Source organism: Ancylobacter sp. TS-1 (genome assembly GCF_009223885.1).
Lineage (GTDB): Bacteria > Pseudomonadota > Alphaproteobacteria > Rhizobiales > Xanthobacteraceae > Ancylobacter.
Window position 1 is genome coordinate 675150 of the sequence record NZ_CP045144.1, and the last position, 15659, is coordinate 690808.

At 68.4% G+C, this 15659-nt stretch carries 12 protein-coding genes; 4 read left to right on the forward strand and 8 right to left on the reverse strand.

The window, feature by feature from the left end; genetic code table 11:
• From GBB76_RS03270 to GBB76_RS03285, 4 genes are all read right to left on the reverse strand, one after another.
• Positions 1–1620, reverse strand: coding sequence for an NAD-dependent malic enzyme (locus tag GBB76_RS03270; RefSeq protein ID WP_152301959.1), 1620 nt, complete (start codon positions 1618–1620; stop codon positions 1–3).
• Between the two features lie 115 nt (positions 1621–1735).
• The gene (gene fumC, locus GBB76_RS03275) at positions 1736–3145 is read right to left on the reverse strand and encodes a class II fumarate hydratase (protein ID WP_152301960.1); all 1410 of its coding nucleotides are present in this window, start codon (positions 3143–3145) and stop codon (positions 1736–1738) included.
• A gap of 174 nt (positions 3146–3319) precedes the next feature.
• A complete protein-coding gene (locus tag GBB76_RS03280) occupies positions 3320–3613 on the reverse strand; it encodes a YciI family protein (RefSeq protein WP_246669023.1) in 294 nt (97 codons plus the stop codon).
• Positions 3614–3714: 101 nt separating this feature from the next.
• On the reverse strand, positions 3715–4590 hold the full coding sequence (locus GBB76_RS03285) for a LysR substrate-binding domain-containing protein (RefSeq protein ID WP_152301962.1): 876 nt from the start codon (positions 4588–4590) through the stop codon (positions 3715–3717).
• Positions 4591–4736: 146 nt separating this feature from the next.
• On the opposite strand from GBB76_RS03285, the gene GBB76_RS03290 reads away from it, so the two are divergent.
• From GBB76_RS03290 to phnX, 3 genes are all read left to right on the forward strand, one after another.
• Entirely contained in the window at positions 4737–5939 is a 1203-nt protein-coding gene (locus GBB76_RS03290; protein ID WP_246669024.1) for a 2-aminoethylphosphonate--pyruvate transaminase, read from the forward strand.
• A gap of 116 nt (positions 5940–6055) precedes the next feature.
• Positions 6056–7417, forward strand: coding sequence for an aspartate aminotransferase family protein (locus GBB76_RS03295; protein ID WP_152301963.1), 1362 nt, complete (start codon positions 6056–6058; stop codon positions 7415–7417).
• 33 nt (positions 7418–7450) lie between these two features.
• Positions 7451–8269: a phosphonoacetaldehyde hydrolase gene (phnX, locus tag GBB76_RS03300; protein WP_152301964.1), complete on the forward strand. Its 819-nt coding sequence runs from the start codon at positions 7451–7453 to the stop codon at positions 8267–8269.
• Positions 8270–8293: 24 nt separating this feature from the next.
• Here phnX and GBB76_RS03305 read toward each other — a convergent pair whose 3' ends face one another.
• The 4 genes from GBB76_RS03305 to GBB76_RS03320 are packed head-to-tail and all read right to left on the reverse strand — an operon-like array spanning position 8294 to position 12850.
• Entirely contained in the window at positions 8294–9883 is a 1590-nt protein-coding gene (locus tag GBB76_RS03305; RefSeq protein WP_152301965.1) for a gamma-glutamyltransferase family protein, read from the reverse strand.
• 15 nt (positions 9884–9898) lie between these two features.
• Positions 9899–11224: a TRAP transporter large permease subunit gene (locus GBB76_RS03310; RefSeq protein ID WP_152301966.1), complete on the reverse strand. Its 1326-nt coding sequence runs from the start codon at positions 11222–11224 to the stop codon at positions 9899–9901.
• Positions 11211–11759, reverse strand: a complete 549-nt coding sequence (locus GBB76_RS03315; protein WP_152301967.1) for a TRAP transporter small permease subunit — start codon at positions 11757–11759, stop codon at positions 11211–11213. Before GBB76_RS03315 ends, GBB76_RS03310 begins: the two co-directional genes overlap by 14 nt.
• Positions 11756–12850, reverse strand: coding sequence for a TRAP transporter substrate-binding protein (locus GBB76_RS03320; RefSeq protein ID WP_152301968.1), 1095 nt, complete (start codon positions 12848–12850; stop codon positions 11756–11758). Before GBB76_RS03320 ends, GBB76_RS03315 begins: the two co-directional genes overlap by 4 nt.
• 296 nt (positions 12851–13146) lie before the next feature.
• Here GBB76_RS03320 and GBB76_RS03325 point away from each other — a divergent pair, with 296 nt between their 5' ends.
• Positions 13147–15486 (forward strand): acetamidase/formamidase family protein, encoded by a 2340-nt coding sequence (locus tag GBB76_RS03325; protein WP_152301969.1) that lies wholly within the window; start codon positions 13147–13149, stop codon positions 15484–15486.
• Positions 15487–15659 lie beyond the last annotated feature (173 nt).

Genomic DNA, 15659 nt, shown 5'->3' on the forward strand with positions numbered 1-15659 from the left:
TCAGACCTTCGGGTAGACGGGTTGGTAGGCCATCGCCTCGATCTGGGCGGCGATGTCGGCCGGACGCTCGACGCCGGCGAGGCCGTTGTCGAAGATCCGTTGGGCGATGCGCGCGGCCACGTGCAGCGAGGCGGCGCGGATGTCGTGCTGGGGCGGATAGATGAGGCCGCTGTCCAGTTCCTCCTGCGTCACCAGTTCCGCTACCGCCTGCGCGGCGACGATGAACATGTCCTCGGTGACGCGGGATGCCTGCGTCGCCAGCACCGCCATGCCCATGGCCGGGAAGATGTAGACGTTGTTGCCCTGGCCGGGAATGAAGGTCTTGTCGCCGAGCCGGACCGGCTGGAACGGGCTGCCAGACGCGAAGATCGCCCGGCCCTCGGACCATTTATAGGCTTCCTCGGCGGTGCATTCGGAGCGCGAGGTGGGATTGGAATAGGGGAAGATGATGGGCCGCTCGTTGATGCGGGCCATGGCTTCGATGACCGCCTGATTGAACAGCTTCGGCACCGTGCTGACGCCGACGATGCCGGTCGGCTTGATCTGCTCGATGGCGTCGACGAAGGACGCCACGGCGGCGTGGTCGTGGGTGAACGGCTTCTGGAAACCGGCGATGTCGGTGCGCGAGTTCACCATCAGGCCGTTGACGTCGAACAGCCAGTTGCGCGCGCGGGCCTCCTCGATGGTCAGCCCTTCCAGTACCATGGCCTGGCTGATGAGTTCGGCGATGCCGGTCGCCGCCGAGCCGCCGCCGAGGAACAGGAAGGTCTGGTCGGTCAGCTTCTGCTTCGAGATGCGCAGCGCGCCATAGATGCCGGCGACGGCGACGGCGGCGGTACCCTGAATGTCGTCATTATAGGTGCAGGTGCGGTCCTTGTAGCGCTCCAGGATCGGCACCGCGTTGATGTTGGCGAAGTCCTCCCACTGGATGCAGCACTTCGGGAACATCTCGTTGATGGTCGAGACGAACTCCTCGATGAAGGCGTCGTATTCCGCCCCCCGCACGCGCGGCTGGCGCAGGCCGAGATAGAGCGGATCGTCCAGATAGGTCTGGTTGTTGGTGCCGACATCCAGCGTGATCGGCAGCGTCATCTCCGGCGGCACGCCGGCGCAGACGGTGTAGAGCGCGAGCTTGCCCACCGGGATGCCCATGCCGTTCACCCCGAGATCGCCGAGGCCGAGAATGCGCTCGCCATCGGTCACGACGATGAAGCGGATGTCCTTCTCCGGCCAGTTGGCGATGAGGGACTTCAGCCGGCCCTTGGCGGTGATGGGCAGATAGAGGCCGCGCGTCGCCCGCAGGATGTGGTCGTATTTCTGGCAGGCCTCGCCCACGGTCGGCGTATAGACCAGCGGCATGAAGGTCGCCGGATCGGACATCAGCGTGGCGTAATAGAGCGTCTCGTTGCGGGCTTGCAGGTCGCTCAGCAGGAGATATTTCTGCAGGTCGCTGTCGAGCGTGCCCAGTTGCAGATGCACGCGGGCGATCTGGGTCTCCAGCGTGTCGACGCCGGGCGGAAGCAGCCCTTCGAGGCCGAGCCGGGGCCGGTCCTCCAGCGCGAAAGCGCTGCCGCGGTTGTGGACCGGATCGTGAAGCAGGGTCGGACCGACGATGGCCATGTGACGTACTCCGGAGTGTGCGACGGGCCCGCATGGGCGGGCGGCAAGGAGGTGCGGCAGGGACGTGCGGCGACAGGGACGTGCGCGACAGGGACTTGCGACGGCGGGCGGAGCGTCAGCCGTTCTCGTGAGCCACGTAGGGCTTCACCATCTTGGCGGGATCGACCACGCGGTTGAACTCTTCCTCCGTCACGAAGGCCAGATCGAGCGCCGCCTCCTTGAGCGACAGGTCGTTGTCCATCGCGTGGTGGGCGATCTTGGATGCCTTGTCGTAGCCGATCACCGGCGCCAGCGCCGTCACCAGCATCAGCGAGCGGTCCACATACTCGCCGATCTTCTTCAGGTTGGGCTTGGTGCCTTCCACCAGGAAGCGGCGGAAATTGGTGCAGCCGTCGGTGGCGAGCGTGATCGAGTGGCAGATGTTGAAGATGATCAGCGGCTTGTAGACGTTCATTTCGAGATAGCCGCTGGCGCCGCCGAAGCCCACCGCCACGTCGTTGCCCATCATCTGCACGGCCAGCATAGTCAGTGCCTCGGCCTGCGTCGGGTTCACCTTGCCGGGCATGATGGAGGAGCCGGGCTCGTTCTCCGGGATGATGAGTTCGGCGAAGCCAGCGCGCGGCCCGCACGACATCAGCCGGATGTCGTTGCCGATCTTGTAAAGCGAGGCGGCCAGCGTGCGCAGCGTGCCAGAGAACTGCACCAGCGCGTCATGGGCGCCCTGGACCGTGAACTTGTTGGGCGCGGTCACATAGGGCAGGCCGGTGAGAGCGGCGATTTCGGTGGCGACGGCCTCCGCGAAGCCCGGCGCCGCATTGATGCCGGTGCCGACCGCCGTGCCGCCGAGGGCGAGGCGATAGACGCCCTTCAGTGCGTCGTCGATGCGCTCCAGATCGTCGGTCAGCATGCCGGCATAGCCGGACCATTCCTGGCCCAGCGTGAGCGGGGTCGCATCCTGCATGTGGGTGCGGCCGATCTTCACGATGTCCTTCCACTCCTCCGCCTTGGCGGAGATGGCATCGCGCAGGCCGGCCACCGCCGGGATGAGGCGGGTGGTGGCGTTGACGCCGACCGCGATGTGCATCGCCGAGGGGAAGGAGTCGTTCGACGACTGGGACATGTTGACGTGGTCGTTGGGATGGACCGGCGCCTTGGACCCCAGCGGGCTGCCCGCGATCTGGCAGCAGCGGTTCGAGACAACCTCGTTCACGTTCATGTTGAACTGGGTGCCGCTGCCGGTCATCCATACATGCAGCGGGAACATGTCGTGGTGCTGGCCGGCGAGGATCTCGTCGCAGACGGCGGAGATGAGGCCGAACTGCTGGTCGGGCAGGCGGCCGCCCTTGTGGTTCGCCGCTGCCGCCCCCTTTTTGAGGGTCGCATAGGCGGTGATCATCTCCCGGGGGATCAGGTCCTTGCCGATGCTGAAATGCTCCAGCGAACGCTGGGTCTGCGCGCCCCACAGCTTGTCCGCGGGAACCTGGACTTCGCCGAGGCTGTCGGTTTCCGTGCGCATTTCAGTCATCAAGGAGCCTCCCCAGGCAGGACGAACGCCGCGTTCGCGGTCCGTCTATATTGAGAGCATGCAATCCCTTAGTGACGGGCGACGCAAGGTGATTGTGTGCTCCGGCCCGGCTCGCGCTGCCGTCGGTTCGCAGCATGGTGAATCGGCCGGCCGGGCCGGTCCTCGCGGGCGGCGCTAGGACCCCACGACGCCGTCCTTGACCACCACCCGGTACCCCATCAGTTCGGTCTTCGCGAACAATCCGGCCTTGCTGTACGGGTCTTCCGCCATGAGCTTCTCGGCCGCCGCGCGGTCTTCCGCCTCATAGACCATGACCGAGCCGCAGGGCTTGCCTTCCTCGTCGAGCATCGGGCCCGCGAAGACGAGGCTTCCGGCGATGGCGCGCAGGTAGTCGAGATGCGCCGGGCGGGTCTCAAGACGCAGTGGGAGGGCGCCGGGGCGGTCATGGGCGGTCAGGACGAATTGCACGGAAGGAACTCCTTGGCTGGTGGAAGGGGTGAGGGGGAAGGTAGGATGTCCGAAAGTCGGTCGCATCCTTTATCGGATGGCAAGGCGCATCGCGCGGCGCCTCAGGACATGTCCGGGCTCATGGACCGGGCAAGGTCGAGGAAGGCCCGGATCGTTTTCGCCTGGCTGCGCTCGCTGAGGCAGATCAGTGCCTCGTCCATCAGCACCGGCTCGCCTCGGATCGTGATCTTGACCAGCCGGGGATCGAGCCCGAATTCGGCCTCGGAGACGAAGCCGATGCCGAGGCCGGAGGCCACGATCTCGCGCACCGCCTCGCGGCCCTCGGCCTCGATGGCGAATTTCAGCTCGACCCCTGTTTTCGCCGCTGCCTCCTCCAGCCGGCGCCGGGTCTTGGAGCCCACTTCCCGGCCGACCAGCGGGAGCGCCGCGAGTTCGGTGAGCGACAGCGACGAGGTGCCCGCGAGCGGGTTGTCACGGCTGGTGAAGGCGGTGATCGGGGTCGCGTTCAGCCGGATGATATCGAAGTCGCGGCTGGGGTTCAGGTCGCCGAGCACGCCGATATCGGCCTCGTAGGCGAGCAGGTTCTCCACCACCGTCTCGGTATTGCCCGAGCGCACCGAGACCATCACGCCGGGATAGCGCTCGCGGAAGACGCGCAGCACGTGGACGATGTGGTGGGCGGCGTCCGCGACGATGCGCAGCCGGCCCGATCGCAGGGCGCGCGATTCCGACAGAAGCTCCAGCGCCTGACCCTCGGCGTCGAACAGGCGGCGGGTGATGGCCAGAAGCTCCTCGCCGGCGGGGGTCAGCGTGACCTGCCGGCGCTCGCGGTTGAAGAGCAGGACGTCGTACTCGGACTCGAGCTTGCGCACCTGATCGGAGATCGCCGGCTGCGTGAGATAAAGCTCCGCCGCCGCGCGCGAGAAGCCGCCGGAAATGGCGACGTGATGAAACGCACGAAGCTGCACATAGCGCATGGCGTGGCGGTCCCTGACGACGCTCGGTCGACGTCGGCTCTTATGTATCGATCCAGCTTATATGAAAATACAAAAGAACGATTTCACAGATGGCGGGGCCGCGTGCCATATGCGCCCGCACCACGGGACCGCTTTTGAGGGCCGCCATGCCTCTTCGCCAGAATGAGGACGCCGTCGCGGCGTTCGAGCCTCCGATGCTCGGGGAGCCCTACCTGCTCACGCCGGGACCGCTCACCACCTCGATGACCACCAAGCAGGCGATGCTGCGCGACTGGGGGTCGTGGGACGGCGACTTCCGCGCCCTGACCGCGGAACTGCGCCGCCGGCTGCTGGCGATGATCGGCGACACCGAAGGGGCGTTCGACTGCGTGCCCATGCAGGGCAGCGGCACCTCCTGCGTCGAGGCGATGCTGGGAACGCTGGTGCCGCGCGACGGCAAGGTGCTGGTGCTCGCCAACGGCGCCTACGGGCTGCGGGCGGCGCAGATCCTGCGCGTTCTCGGTCGGGCGCATACGCTGATTGACAAGGGCGACTACCTGCCCCCGCGCGGCGAGGAAGTCGGCGCCGCGCTCGATGCCGACCCGGCCATCACCCATGTGCTGGCCATCCATTGCGAGACCAGCTCGGGAATCCTCAACCCGGTCGAGGAAATCTCGCAGGCGGTCTATGCGCGCGGCCGCAAGCTGCTGATCGACTCGATGAGCGCCTTCGGCGCCGTGCCGGCGGATGTGGAGACCCTGCGCTACGAGGCCATCGTCTCCTCGGCCAACAAGTGCATCGAGGGTGTGCCGGGCTTCGGCTTCGTCATCGCCCGGAAGAGCGAACTGGAGGCGGCGAAGGGCAACAGCCATTCGCTGAGCCTCGACCTGCACGACCAGTGGGCGGTGATGGAGAAGACCGGCCAGTGGCGCTTCACCCCGCCGACCCATGTGGTGGCGGCCTTCATCGAGGCGCTGCTTCAGCATGCTGTCGAGGGCGGCGTCGCCGGTCGCGGCGCGCGCTACGCGAACAATCGCGACGTGCTGGTCGCCGGCATGCGCGCGGTGGGCTTCGAGACGCTGCTGGCCGACCGCTGGCTGTCGCCGATCATCGTCACCTTCTTCTGCCCGAACGATCCGGGTTTCTCCTTCCCGCGCTTCTACGAGCTGATGAAGGAGAAGGGGTTCCTGATCTATCCCGGCAAGCTGACGGCGGTGGAGAGCTTCCGCATCGGCTGTATCGGCCATCTCGACGCGAATGTGATGCGCAGCGTCGTCTCGGCGGCCGCGCAGTCGCTGGCCGACATGAAGGTCGCTTCCGCTGCGCCAGCGCCCCATGTGCTCGGGGAGCGCGCCAAGCTGGTCGCCTGAGGCGCGGCGCTCGGCCGGGCCGGGCCTTCCGCCCCGGTCGTGCCGCGCTGTCATCGGCCCGTTGGAACATACGTGCATTGCCGAGGCCGCGCCGCGCGCCTTGCCGGGAGACAGCCATGTCCGCTTCGCCGCTTTCGCTGGTTCATACCGAGGGCGAGTCCAACACCTCCCCGGCGCGTGCCGAATGGGCGGCGCGCCAGCAGGATCGCGTCACGACGGAACTGCTCCGGCGCGATGCCGACGCCTTCCTCCACCAGAGCCTGTCCAGCCCCTGCGTCAGCGCCATCGTGAAGGCCGAGGGCATCTGGATCGAGGACACCACCGGCCGCCGTTATATGGATTTCCATGGCAACAGCGTCCATCACATCGGCTATGGCCATCCGCGCCTGAAGGCGGCGATCGCGGCGCAGATGGACGAACTGTGCTTCGCCCCGCGCCGCTTCACCTGCGAACGCGCGGTGGAACTGGCGGAGACGCTCGGCCGGCTGGCGCCGGGCACGCTCGACAAGGTGCTGTTCACCACCGGCGGTTCGGATGCGGTGGAAGTGGCGCTGAAGCTGGCGCGCGCCGCCACCGGCCGCTTCAAGACGCTTTCCTTCTGGGACGCCTTCCACGGCGCCGGCTTCGGCGCGGCGAGCGTGGGCGGGGAGGCGACGTTCCGCTCCGGCATCGCCGGCCCGCTGCTGCCAGGCGCCGAGCATGTCGCGCCCTGGGCGCCGCATGGCTGCGCCTATGGCCATGACAATCTGGAGGATTCGGCCCGCGCCTGCGCCAGCATGATCGCCTATGTGCTCGGCCGCGAGGGCGACATCGCCGCCTTCATCGCCGAGCCGATGAGGGCGACGCCGCTGGTGCCGGCGCCGGGCTTCTGGAAGGCCGTGCGCGAGGCCTGCGACCGCCACGGCACGCTGCTGATCTTCGACGAAATCCCGACCGGCCTCGGCAAGACCGGGCGCCTCTTCGCCAGCGAGCACGACGGGGTGACGCCGGACATGATCGTGCTCGGCAAGGCGCTGGGCGGCGGCATCCTGCCGATCGCGGCGGTGATCGCCCGGCACGACCTCGACGTCGCCGGCGATTACGCCATCGGCCATTACACGCATGAGAAGAACCCGGTCACCGCCCGCGCGGCGCTGACCACGCTCGCCATCATCCGCGAGGAGGGCCTCTCCGAGCGCGCCGCCGAACTGGGCGCGCACGCGATGGGCCGGCTGCGCGAGCTGATGGCGCGCTCGCCCCATGTCGGCGACGTGCGCGGGCGCGGACTGCTGCTGGGGGTCGAGATGGTGGTCGACAAGGCCGGGCGCCAACCCGACCGGGCACTGGCCGAGACGGTCTATTATCGCTGCCTGGATGCGGGGCTCAGCTTCAAGATCAGCCAGGGCAACGTGCTCACCCTCTCGCCGCCTCTCGTCATCTCCCGCGAGGATCTGGACCGGGCGCTCGACATCGTCGAAGCCGCCGTCCTCGCCGCCTGAAGCCGCCTTCACCTCTCTGCCGACCTCAACCGGATGAATGCCATGTCGCTGTCTCACCTCAAGGCCGTCGTGTTCGACTGGGCCGGCACCGTCGTCGATTTCGGCTCGCTGGCGCCGATGGGAGCCTTCGTCGAGGCCTTCGCGGCCTTCGATGTGGCGATCACCATCGACGAGGCCCGCGTGCCGATGGGCATGGCCAAGCGTCCCCATGTCGCCGCGCTGTTCGCCATGCCGCGCATCGCCGCCGAATGGCAGCGCGTGCACGGCCACGCGCCGACCGAGGCCGACATCGACGCGGTGTATGACGTGTTCGTGCCGAAGAACATCGCCGTGGCGGCGAGCTTCGCCGACCTCATTCCCGGCGCGGCGGAAACCGCTGCCGCCATCCGCGCGGCGGGTCTGAAGATCGGCAGCACCACCGGCTATACCCGCGAGATCATGGCGAAGATCACGCCGGTCGCGGCCGCGCAGGGTTTCACCGCCGACGCCATGGCCTGCACCGGCGACGTGCCGGACGGGCGCCCGACGCCCTTCCTCATGTGGAAGGTGCTGACCGAATTGCAGGTCCATCCGGCCTGGTCGGCGGTGAAGGTGGACGACACCGAGGTCGGCATCGGCGAGGGGCTGAACGGCGGCGCCTGGACGGTGGGCGTTGCCGTCACCGGCAATGTGTTCGGCCTGTCGCGCGCGGACACCGCCGCTCTGCCGGCGGAGGTCTTCGCCCAGCGCCGCCGTCGCGCGGCCGAGAAGCTGGCGGCGGCGGGCGCCCATTACGTGATCGACGGCGTTGCCGACCTGCTTCCGGTGCTCGCCGCCATCAACGGGCGCCTCGCGCGCGGCGAGCGCCCGTAACGGCGGACAGGTGGAGGGCGGTAGCTAGAAGCCGGCCGCGCATCCGTCCGAGCGCGGATCGCCGGCGCCCTCCAGCCGTCCGTCGGCGTGGCGGACGATGGCGCCGGCATGGCCCATCATGGCGTCGAACGGCGCCACCGTCTCGACATCGTGACCGGCCGCCCGCAGCGCCGCGACGAGCGCCGGCGGGAAACGGTCCTCCAGCTTCAGTGTCACCGTGTCGGCGCCCCAGGTGCGCCCGAGCAGCCAGCGTGGGGCGGTGACGGCGGCCTGCAACTCCTGCCCGAACAGGGCGTAGCGCGAGAAGAGAGCGGCCTGCGTCTGCGGCTGGCCCTCGCCGCCCATGGTGCCGTAGACCATGTGGCGGCCGTCGTCGAAGGTGGCCATGGCGGGGTTGAGCGTGTGGAAGGGCTTGCGGCCGGGCGCCAGCAGGCGCGGGCCGTCGCCGCGAAGATGGAAGCTGGAGCCCCGGTTCTGCCAGACGATGCCGGTCTGCGGCAGCACCACACCGGAACCGAACTCGAAATAGATGCTCTGGATGAAGCTGGCGGCCAGCCCGTTGCCGTCGATCGCGCCCAGCCAGACCGTATCGCCCGCCGAAGGCGGCGCCGGCCAGGCGAGCGCCCGCGCCGGGTCGATGCGGCTGGCGAGGCGGTCGAGCGCAGCTTCGGTCAGCCAGTCGCGGGGATCGTCGGTCATGGCGTCGGGGTCGCCGATAATGCGGTCGCGCACCAGAAACGCCTGCTTGGTCGCTTCGATCAGCCCGTGGAGATGGTCGAATCCTTCCGCTTCGCGCACGCCGAGGCGGCTGAACAAGGCAAGGATCATCAGCGAGGACAGCCCCTGCGTCGGCGGGGGGAAGTTGAACAGGCGCGACCCCGGCAGCCTCACCGTCAGTGGGGCGACACGCTGCGCCCGGCAGGCGGCGAGGTCGTCGAGCGTCACCGGCGCGCCGGCGGCGGCCAGATCGTGCGCGATCTCGCGGGCGAGCGCGCCGCGATAGAAGCTCTCGGTGCCCTCGATGCCAAGCCGGTGCAGCGTCTCGCCGAGCGCCGGCAGCGCCATGGACGCCCCCGTGGCCGGCGGCCTGCCGCCATAGAGGAAGGTCTCGGCGAAGCCGGAGACGTGCGCCAGTTCGGGCAGCTTCTGCGTCGTCAGCTCATGCTGGCTCGCCGTGACGGCGAAGCCGTTGCGCGCGTGCCAGACCGCGTCCTCGAGCAGCCGCGCGAGGGGCAGCCTGCCGCCCCGCTCCGCGCTCACCGCCAGCGCCTCGCCCCAGCCGGCGACGGTGGCGGCGGTGGTGTTGGCAGCCAGCGGCCCGCGCTGGGGCACCGCGTCGAGGCCGGCGCGGAAATACAGCTCCGGCGTCGCCGCGGCGGCAGCCCGGCTGCAGGCGTCGATGGCGACGGGTTCCTTGCCCGGCCCGCCGATGAGCCAGAAGCCGTCGCCGCCGATGGCGGTCATGTGCGGGTAGACGACGGCGAGCGTCGCGGCCATCGCCACTGTCGCCTCGACGGCGTTGCCGCCCTCGCGCAGCACCCGCAGGCCCGCCTCGGTGGCGAGGTGGTGCGGCGAGGTCGCCATGCCCCGGCGGGCACGAACCGTGTTCAGCATGTCAGGGTACTCCGGCTACCAGCCGATCGCCTTCGGCAGCCAGGTCGCCACCGAGGGGAAACTGAAGACCACGGCGACAGCGGCGAGCTGAAGCGCGATGAAGGGAAGGACGCCGCGGTAGATGTCGGCGGTCCGGACCTCGGGAGGCGCGACGCCGCGCAGGTAGAACAGCGCCCAGCCGAAGGGCGGCGTCAGGAAGGAGGTCTGCAGCACCGTGGCGATCAGCGCCGCCGCCCAGACCAGGTCGACATTGGCGTTGATCATCAGCGGCAGGAACATCGGCACCACGATGTAGCTGATCTCGATCCATTCGATGAAGAAGCCGAGCACGAAGATGATCAGCAGCATGAAGATGAGGATGCCGTCGGTGCCGCCCGGGACGAGCGCGAAGGCGTCGTGCACCAGCCGCTCGCCGCCCAGCCCGCGGAAGGCGAGGGCGAAGACCTGCGAGCAGATCAGCACGAAGAACATCATGGCGGTGATGCGCGCGGTGGACTGCACCGTGTCGACGAGGGTCTTCAGGGTGAAGCGCCCGGCGATGGCGGCGACGAGGATGGAGCCGAGCGCGCCCATGCTGGCGGCCTCGGTCGGCGCGGCGATGCCGCCGATGATCGAGCCGAGCACGGCGAGCACCAGCCCGATCGGCGGCAGCCCGACCTTGAGCGCCTTGAGCCACAGCTCCCGGCGCGGCATCGCCTGACGCTCGGCGAGCGGGATGGCCGGCACCTTCTCCGGCCAGATGACGCCGACGAGGAGCATGTAGATGCAGAAGATGGCGGTCAGCAGCAGGCCCGGCATCAGCGCCGCCGCGAAGAGCGTGCCCACCGACTCGCCGAGAATGTCGGCCAGCAGGATGAGGATCGTCGAGGGCGGAATGAGCTGGCCGAGCGTGCCCGAGGCGCAGATGGCGCCGCAGGACAGGCTCCGGTCATAGCCGCGCCGCAGCAGGGTCGGCAGGGTGAGCAGGCCGAGCGTGACGATGGTGGCGCCGACGATGCCCGTCGTCGCGCCCATGAGCATGCCGACAAGGATGATGCCGAGCCCCATGCCGCCCTTCAGGCTGCCCGACAGATGGCCGATCACCTCCATCAGCTCGTCGGCGAGGCGCGACTTCTCCAGCATCACGCCCATGAACACGAAGAGCGGGATGGCGATCAGCGTATAGTTCGCGGTGACGCCGTAGATGCGCGCCGGCAGCAGGCCGAACAGCGTCGTGCCGAAGCCGAGCCAGCCGAAGAAGAACCCGCTGATCGCCAGCGTGAGCGCCACCGGCACGCCGATGAACAGCATGACGAAGAAGGAGGCGATGCAGGCGATCGCCAGTATTTCATTGAGGGGCATCGGCGCTCACTCGGGCGGACGGTTCGGCCGCGCCGCCAAGGAAGGGGATCAGCGCGCGCAGCGTCGCGGAAAGGCTCTGGAGGAGCAGCAGGACGAAGCCGGCGGGGATCATGGCCTTGAGGATGAAGCGGTAGGGCAGGCCGCCGGGATCGGGCGAGCCTTCGCTGATCCGGTAGGACTGCATCACATAGGGCCAGGACAGCACGATCACGATCACCGCGAGGGCGACCACGCTCAGCGCCGAGAACAGGTCGATGGCCTGCCGCAGCCGGGGCGGCAGGTGCGCGTAGAGAATGTCCACCCGCACATGGCCTTCATGCTTGATCGTGTAGGCGATGCACAGCAGCGTCAGCGGGCTCATCAGGTGCCATTCAAGCTCCTGCATGGCCACCGAGCCGGTGTGGAACAGGTAGCGCAGCAGCACGTTGCCGGCCATGACGAGGACGAGCGCAAGGCCCGTCCACGCCGCCACCCAGCCGCAGGCCTCGACGATTGCGTCGAGGCCGCGGGCCCATTTCTCGAACAGGACGGTCATGATCCCCTGCGGATCTGGGTCTGGTACACCGCCTCGGACAGGCCGGCCCATTCGCTGTGCTTGGCCGCGAAGGCGGTGAAGCTGTCATAGACCTTCTTGATCTTCGGGTCGGAGTCGGCGAGCTGCTGCAACGTGGTGCCGGTGACCTCGCGCAGCTTGTCCACCACGGCCGTCGGATAGGGGCCGGCGATGACGCCCTGGTTCTTCACGAGGTCGACCATGGCCTCACCATTGGTCGCCTCGCACCAGGTGTGGCTGAGCACGTTGCAGGCCATGGCGGCGGTGCGGACGATCTCCTTGAGGTCGTCGGGGAGCGAGTTCCACGCGGTCTTGTTGACGATCAGCTCGGTCACGTTGTTGGGCTCGTGCCAGCCGGTGGTGTAATAATACTTGGCCGCCTTCTGCAGGCCGAGGCGGCGGTCCTGATAGGGGCCGACGAACTCGGCCGCGTCGATCACGCCGCGCTCCAGCGCCGGGAAGATCTCGCCGCCGGGCAGCAGCTTCACGTCGACGCCAAGCTGCGCGTAGACCTTTCCGGCAAGGCCGGGGATGCGCATCTTGAGGCCCTTGAAGTCCTCGACCTTCTCGATCGGCTTGCGGAACCAGCCGGACATCTGCACGCCGGTATTGCCCAGCGGCATCGGCACGAGGTTGAAGGGGTCGTACAGCTCTTCCCACAGCTGGAGGCCGCCGCCGTGGTAGATCCAGGCGTTCTGGCCCTGGAAGTTGAGGCCGAACGGCACGCAGGTGAAGAACTGCGCCGCCGGCACCTTGCCGGCCCAGAAATAGGAGTTGGCGGCGTTCATCTCGACCGTGCCGGACGAGACGGCGTCGAAGCCCTCCAGCGCCGGGATCAGCTCGCCGGCCGCGAAATGCTGGATCTTGAGGCGGCCGCCCGACATCTTGCCGACCAGCTCGCAGAAATAGGTCGGGCTGCCCGGACCGGCGACATAGAAGGGCGCACCGGGACCATAGGCATTGGTCATCTTCCAGCTGAAAGTCTGCTGGGCGCGCGCGACACTCGGCGCGGCCAGCGTGGCGGCAGCGGCGGTACCGGCGAGGCCGGCTCCCAGAAATCCACGGCGGTCCATGCTGTTCCCCTTGCTTCAAAATGGGCCGCGAACTGGCTTCGGCGCGCCCGGATCGAGGCTAGGTATCCCGCCGCGCTACGCGAACGGCAATGCCCCATAGGAGGCAGGGAGGGCGATGCGGCCCCGCCGGCACAGTCAAAAAAACGAATAAAATAATCATGATATCAATATATTGAGTGGCTTTGACGCGAAATTGTGCGGTACCGGCCGGGGCGGCCGCGACAAGTTTTTGTGCGCCGTTCGTCAAAGTGCTTCACTGGCGTTCCTCGCTTCCCCCGCGCAAAAGCGACGCCATCATGAACCGAGCCGTTCCCATCTCGATCAACGCCTTCCCCGCGAGCCAGCAGGAAGCGGCCTGGCGCGAGACGCTGGCTAGCCTCGCTTTGGCCGGCCGGTTGCCGAAGGACGCGGCGTTCCATTTCGGCGAGGTGTCGATCAAGCGCTCGCCGACGCTGGCGACCTTCGCCCTGCTGCGCTCCAGCGCGCAGGACCTGACGGCGCTGCCGAAGGGCGAGCCCCAGATCCTGATCGGCTTCGTGAATTACGGGCGCGGGCACCTCACCGATTCCGGCCGGCGGGCCGCCGAATTCGCCGATGGCGACCTGTGGGTCTGCGATCCGGCGGCGCCGTTCTCGATCCAGTTCCGCAACGACTTCGAACTGCTGCTCCTGCGCCTGCCGCGCGAACGGCTGGTGGGGCGCTTCGGGCGGGCGCCGACGGTGCCGACGCTGGTGCTGGGGGAATCGGTCTCCGCCTCCGCCGCCCGCCCGATGATGCGGGCGCTGGCGGCCAGTTTCGCGATGATGGAGGACGGCGACGTGATGGCCGCCGAGCCGGCCGTGACCGGCCTCGTGCTGTCGGCCCTGCTGGCCGAGGCGCGGCCGGAGGAGGACAGCGCCACGCAGGTGCAGTCGGCCCATTTCGCCCGTGTCTGCGCACAGATCGAGGCGCGGCTGCGCGAGCCGGACCTGTCGGTGGCCGACATCGCGCAGGCGGAAGGGCTCTCCGCCCGCTACATCCAGCGCCTGTTCGAAGGGCAGGACCGCTCCTTCTCCGACTATGTGCGCCATCGCCGGCTGGAGCAGTGCCGGCTCGAACTCGTCAATCCGCAGCACGCCGACCGCTCCATCGCCGAGATCGGCTTCCGCTGGGGCTTTTCCGACCAGGCGCATTTCAGCCGGGTGTTCAGCGCCGCCTATGCCATTTCGCCGCGCGACTACCGCAAATCGGCCGGAACGACCGAGGAGACCCGCTGGACGCGCGGGAGGCCGATGCATTCCGGCGCCCGGGCGGCGCGGCCGGCGCCGGTCGCGGCGCCGGCCTCCACTCCTGAGGAAGCCTCGCCCGCCGCCCCGCCGGCCGAGGTGGGCGAGCCCGGCCATCACCATCTGTCGGTATCGCGCGATAGCGTTCACTGGGGCTATCTCTCGCGCACCATCCCGCCCGTGCTGCGGGTCCGCTCCGGGGCGCGCGTCACCATCGAGACGCTGACCCAGCACGCCTATGACGACCATGAGCGGATGATTTCCGGCGATGCCGGTGCGGAGAACGTGTTCCGCTGGACGCGCGACTACAAGGCGGTGGACCGGCGCGGCGCCGGGCCGGTGAACGCCTCCATTTTCGGGCGCGGGGCGGGCGAGGGGTTCGGCGTGCATATCTGCACCGGGCCGATCTTCGTCCATGGCGCCGAGCCGGGCGACGTGCTCGAGGTCGAGATTCTCGACCTGAAGCCGCGCCCCTGCGCCAACCCGGCCCATGCCGGCTTCGCCTTCGGCTCCAACGCGGCCGCCGCGTGGGGCTTCCACCATGACGACATTCTCGACGAACCGCGCAAGCGCGAGGTCATCACCATCTACCGCACCGATGCGGCCGGAGAGAGCGGCTTTGCCGAGGCGGTCTATTCCTATCGCTGGGCGCCGCAGACCGACCCGTTCGGCGTGATGCATGAAACCATCGACTATCCCGGCGTTCCGGTCGACCACGCGCGGATCGAGAAGCGCGAAGGCGTGCTGACGGGCGCGCGCATTCCTGTGCGGCCGCATTTCGGCTTCATCGCGGTCGCCCCGCGCGAGACCGACATGGTGGATTCGGTGCCGCCGGGCTATTTCGGCGGCAATATCGACAATTGGCGCGCCGGCAAGGGCGCGGCGGTTTATCTGCCGGTCGCGGTGCCCGGCGCGCTGCTGTCCATCGGCGACCCGCATCTGGCGCAGGGCGACGGCGAGATCAGCGGCACGGCGCTGGAATGCTCGTTGACCGGAGATATCCGCCTCGTGCTGCACAAGCGCGGCGAGACGAACAAGGCGTTCCTGAACGGGCTCGGGGCGCCGCTGATCGAGACGCCCGACGCCTGGCTGCTGCACGGCTTCAGCTACACCAACTATCTGCGCGAACTCGGCCGCAACGCGCAGTCCGAGGTGTTCAAGCGTTCCTCGCTGAGCCGGGCGCTGCGCAGCGCCTTCCGCGCGACCCGCAAATTCCTGATGGAACGCTACGGGCTCGACGAGGACGAGGCGATCTCGCTGATGTCGGTGGCGGTCGATTTCGGCGTGACGCAGGTGGCGGACGGCAACTGGGGCGTCCATGCCCGGATCGCGAAGGCGATCTTCGAGAGACCGGCCGAGGGGCGGGGATAGCCCGGCCTCGTCCGCGCGCCAGCCGCCGCGCCCTCGCCGCCGCGCGGAGGCCGGCTGATCGTTCCGGCGTCTTTATGGCCCCCTTATGTGCGGCGCCGGCATTCCGGATCGAACCCTTATCGGCCCGGCCCTACATCCTCGCCATGCAGGAAACAGGAGCCGGATCATGCTCG

Coding starts and splice junctions, on each gene's coding strand:
- GBB76_RS03285 (WP_152301962.1), bottom strand. CDS start 4,590: ATGCGCTATGTGCAGCTTCGTGCGTTTCATCACGTCGCCATTTCCGGC.
- GBB76_RS03270 (WP_152301959.1), bottom strand. CDS start 1,620: ATGGCCATCGTCGGTCCGACCCTGCTTCACGATCCGGTCCACAACCGC.
- GBB76_RS03310 (WP_152301966.1), bottom strand. CDS start 11,224: ATGCCCCTCAATGAAATACTGGCGATCGCCTGCATCGCCTCCTTCTTC.
- GBB76_RS03295 (WP_152301963.1), top strand. CDS start 6,056: ATGTCCGCTTCGCCGCTTTCGCTGGTTCATACCGAGGGCGAGTCCAAC.
- phnX (WP_152301964.1), top strand. CDS start 7,451: ATGAATGCCATGTCGCTGTCTCACCTCAAGGCCGTCGTGTTCGACTGG.
- GBB76_RS03315 (WP_152301967.1), bottom strand. CDS start 11,759: ATGACCGTCCTGTTCGAGAAATGGGCCCGCGGCCTCGACGCAATCGTC.
- GBB76_RS03325 (WP_152301969.1), top strand. CDS start 13,147: ATGAACCGAGCCGTTCCCATCTCGATCAACGCCTTCCCCGCGAGCCAG.
- GBB76_RS03320 (WP_152301968.1), bottom strand. CDS start 12,850: ATGGACCGCCGTGGATTTCTGGGAGCCGGCCTCGCCGGTACCGCCGCT.
- GBB76_RS03290 (WP_246669024.1), top strand. CDS start 4,737: ATGCCTCTTCGCCAGAATGAGGACGCCGTCGCGGCGTTCGAGCCTCCG.
- GBB76_RS03305 (WP_152301965.1), bottom strand. CDS start 9,883: ATGCTGAACACGGTTCGTGCCCGCCGGGGCATGGCGACCTCGCCGCAC.
- fumC (WP_152301960.1), bottom strand. CDS start 3,145: ATGACTGAAATGCGCACGGAAACCGACAGCCTCGGCGAAGTCCAGGTT.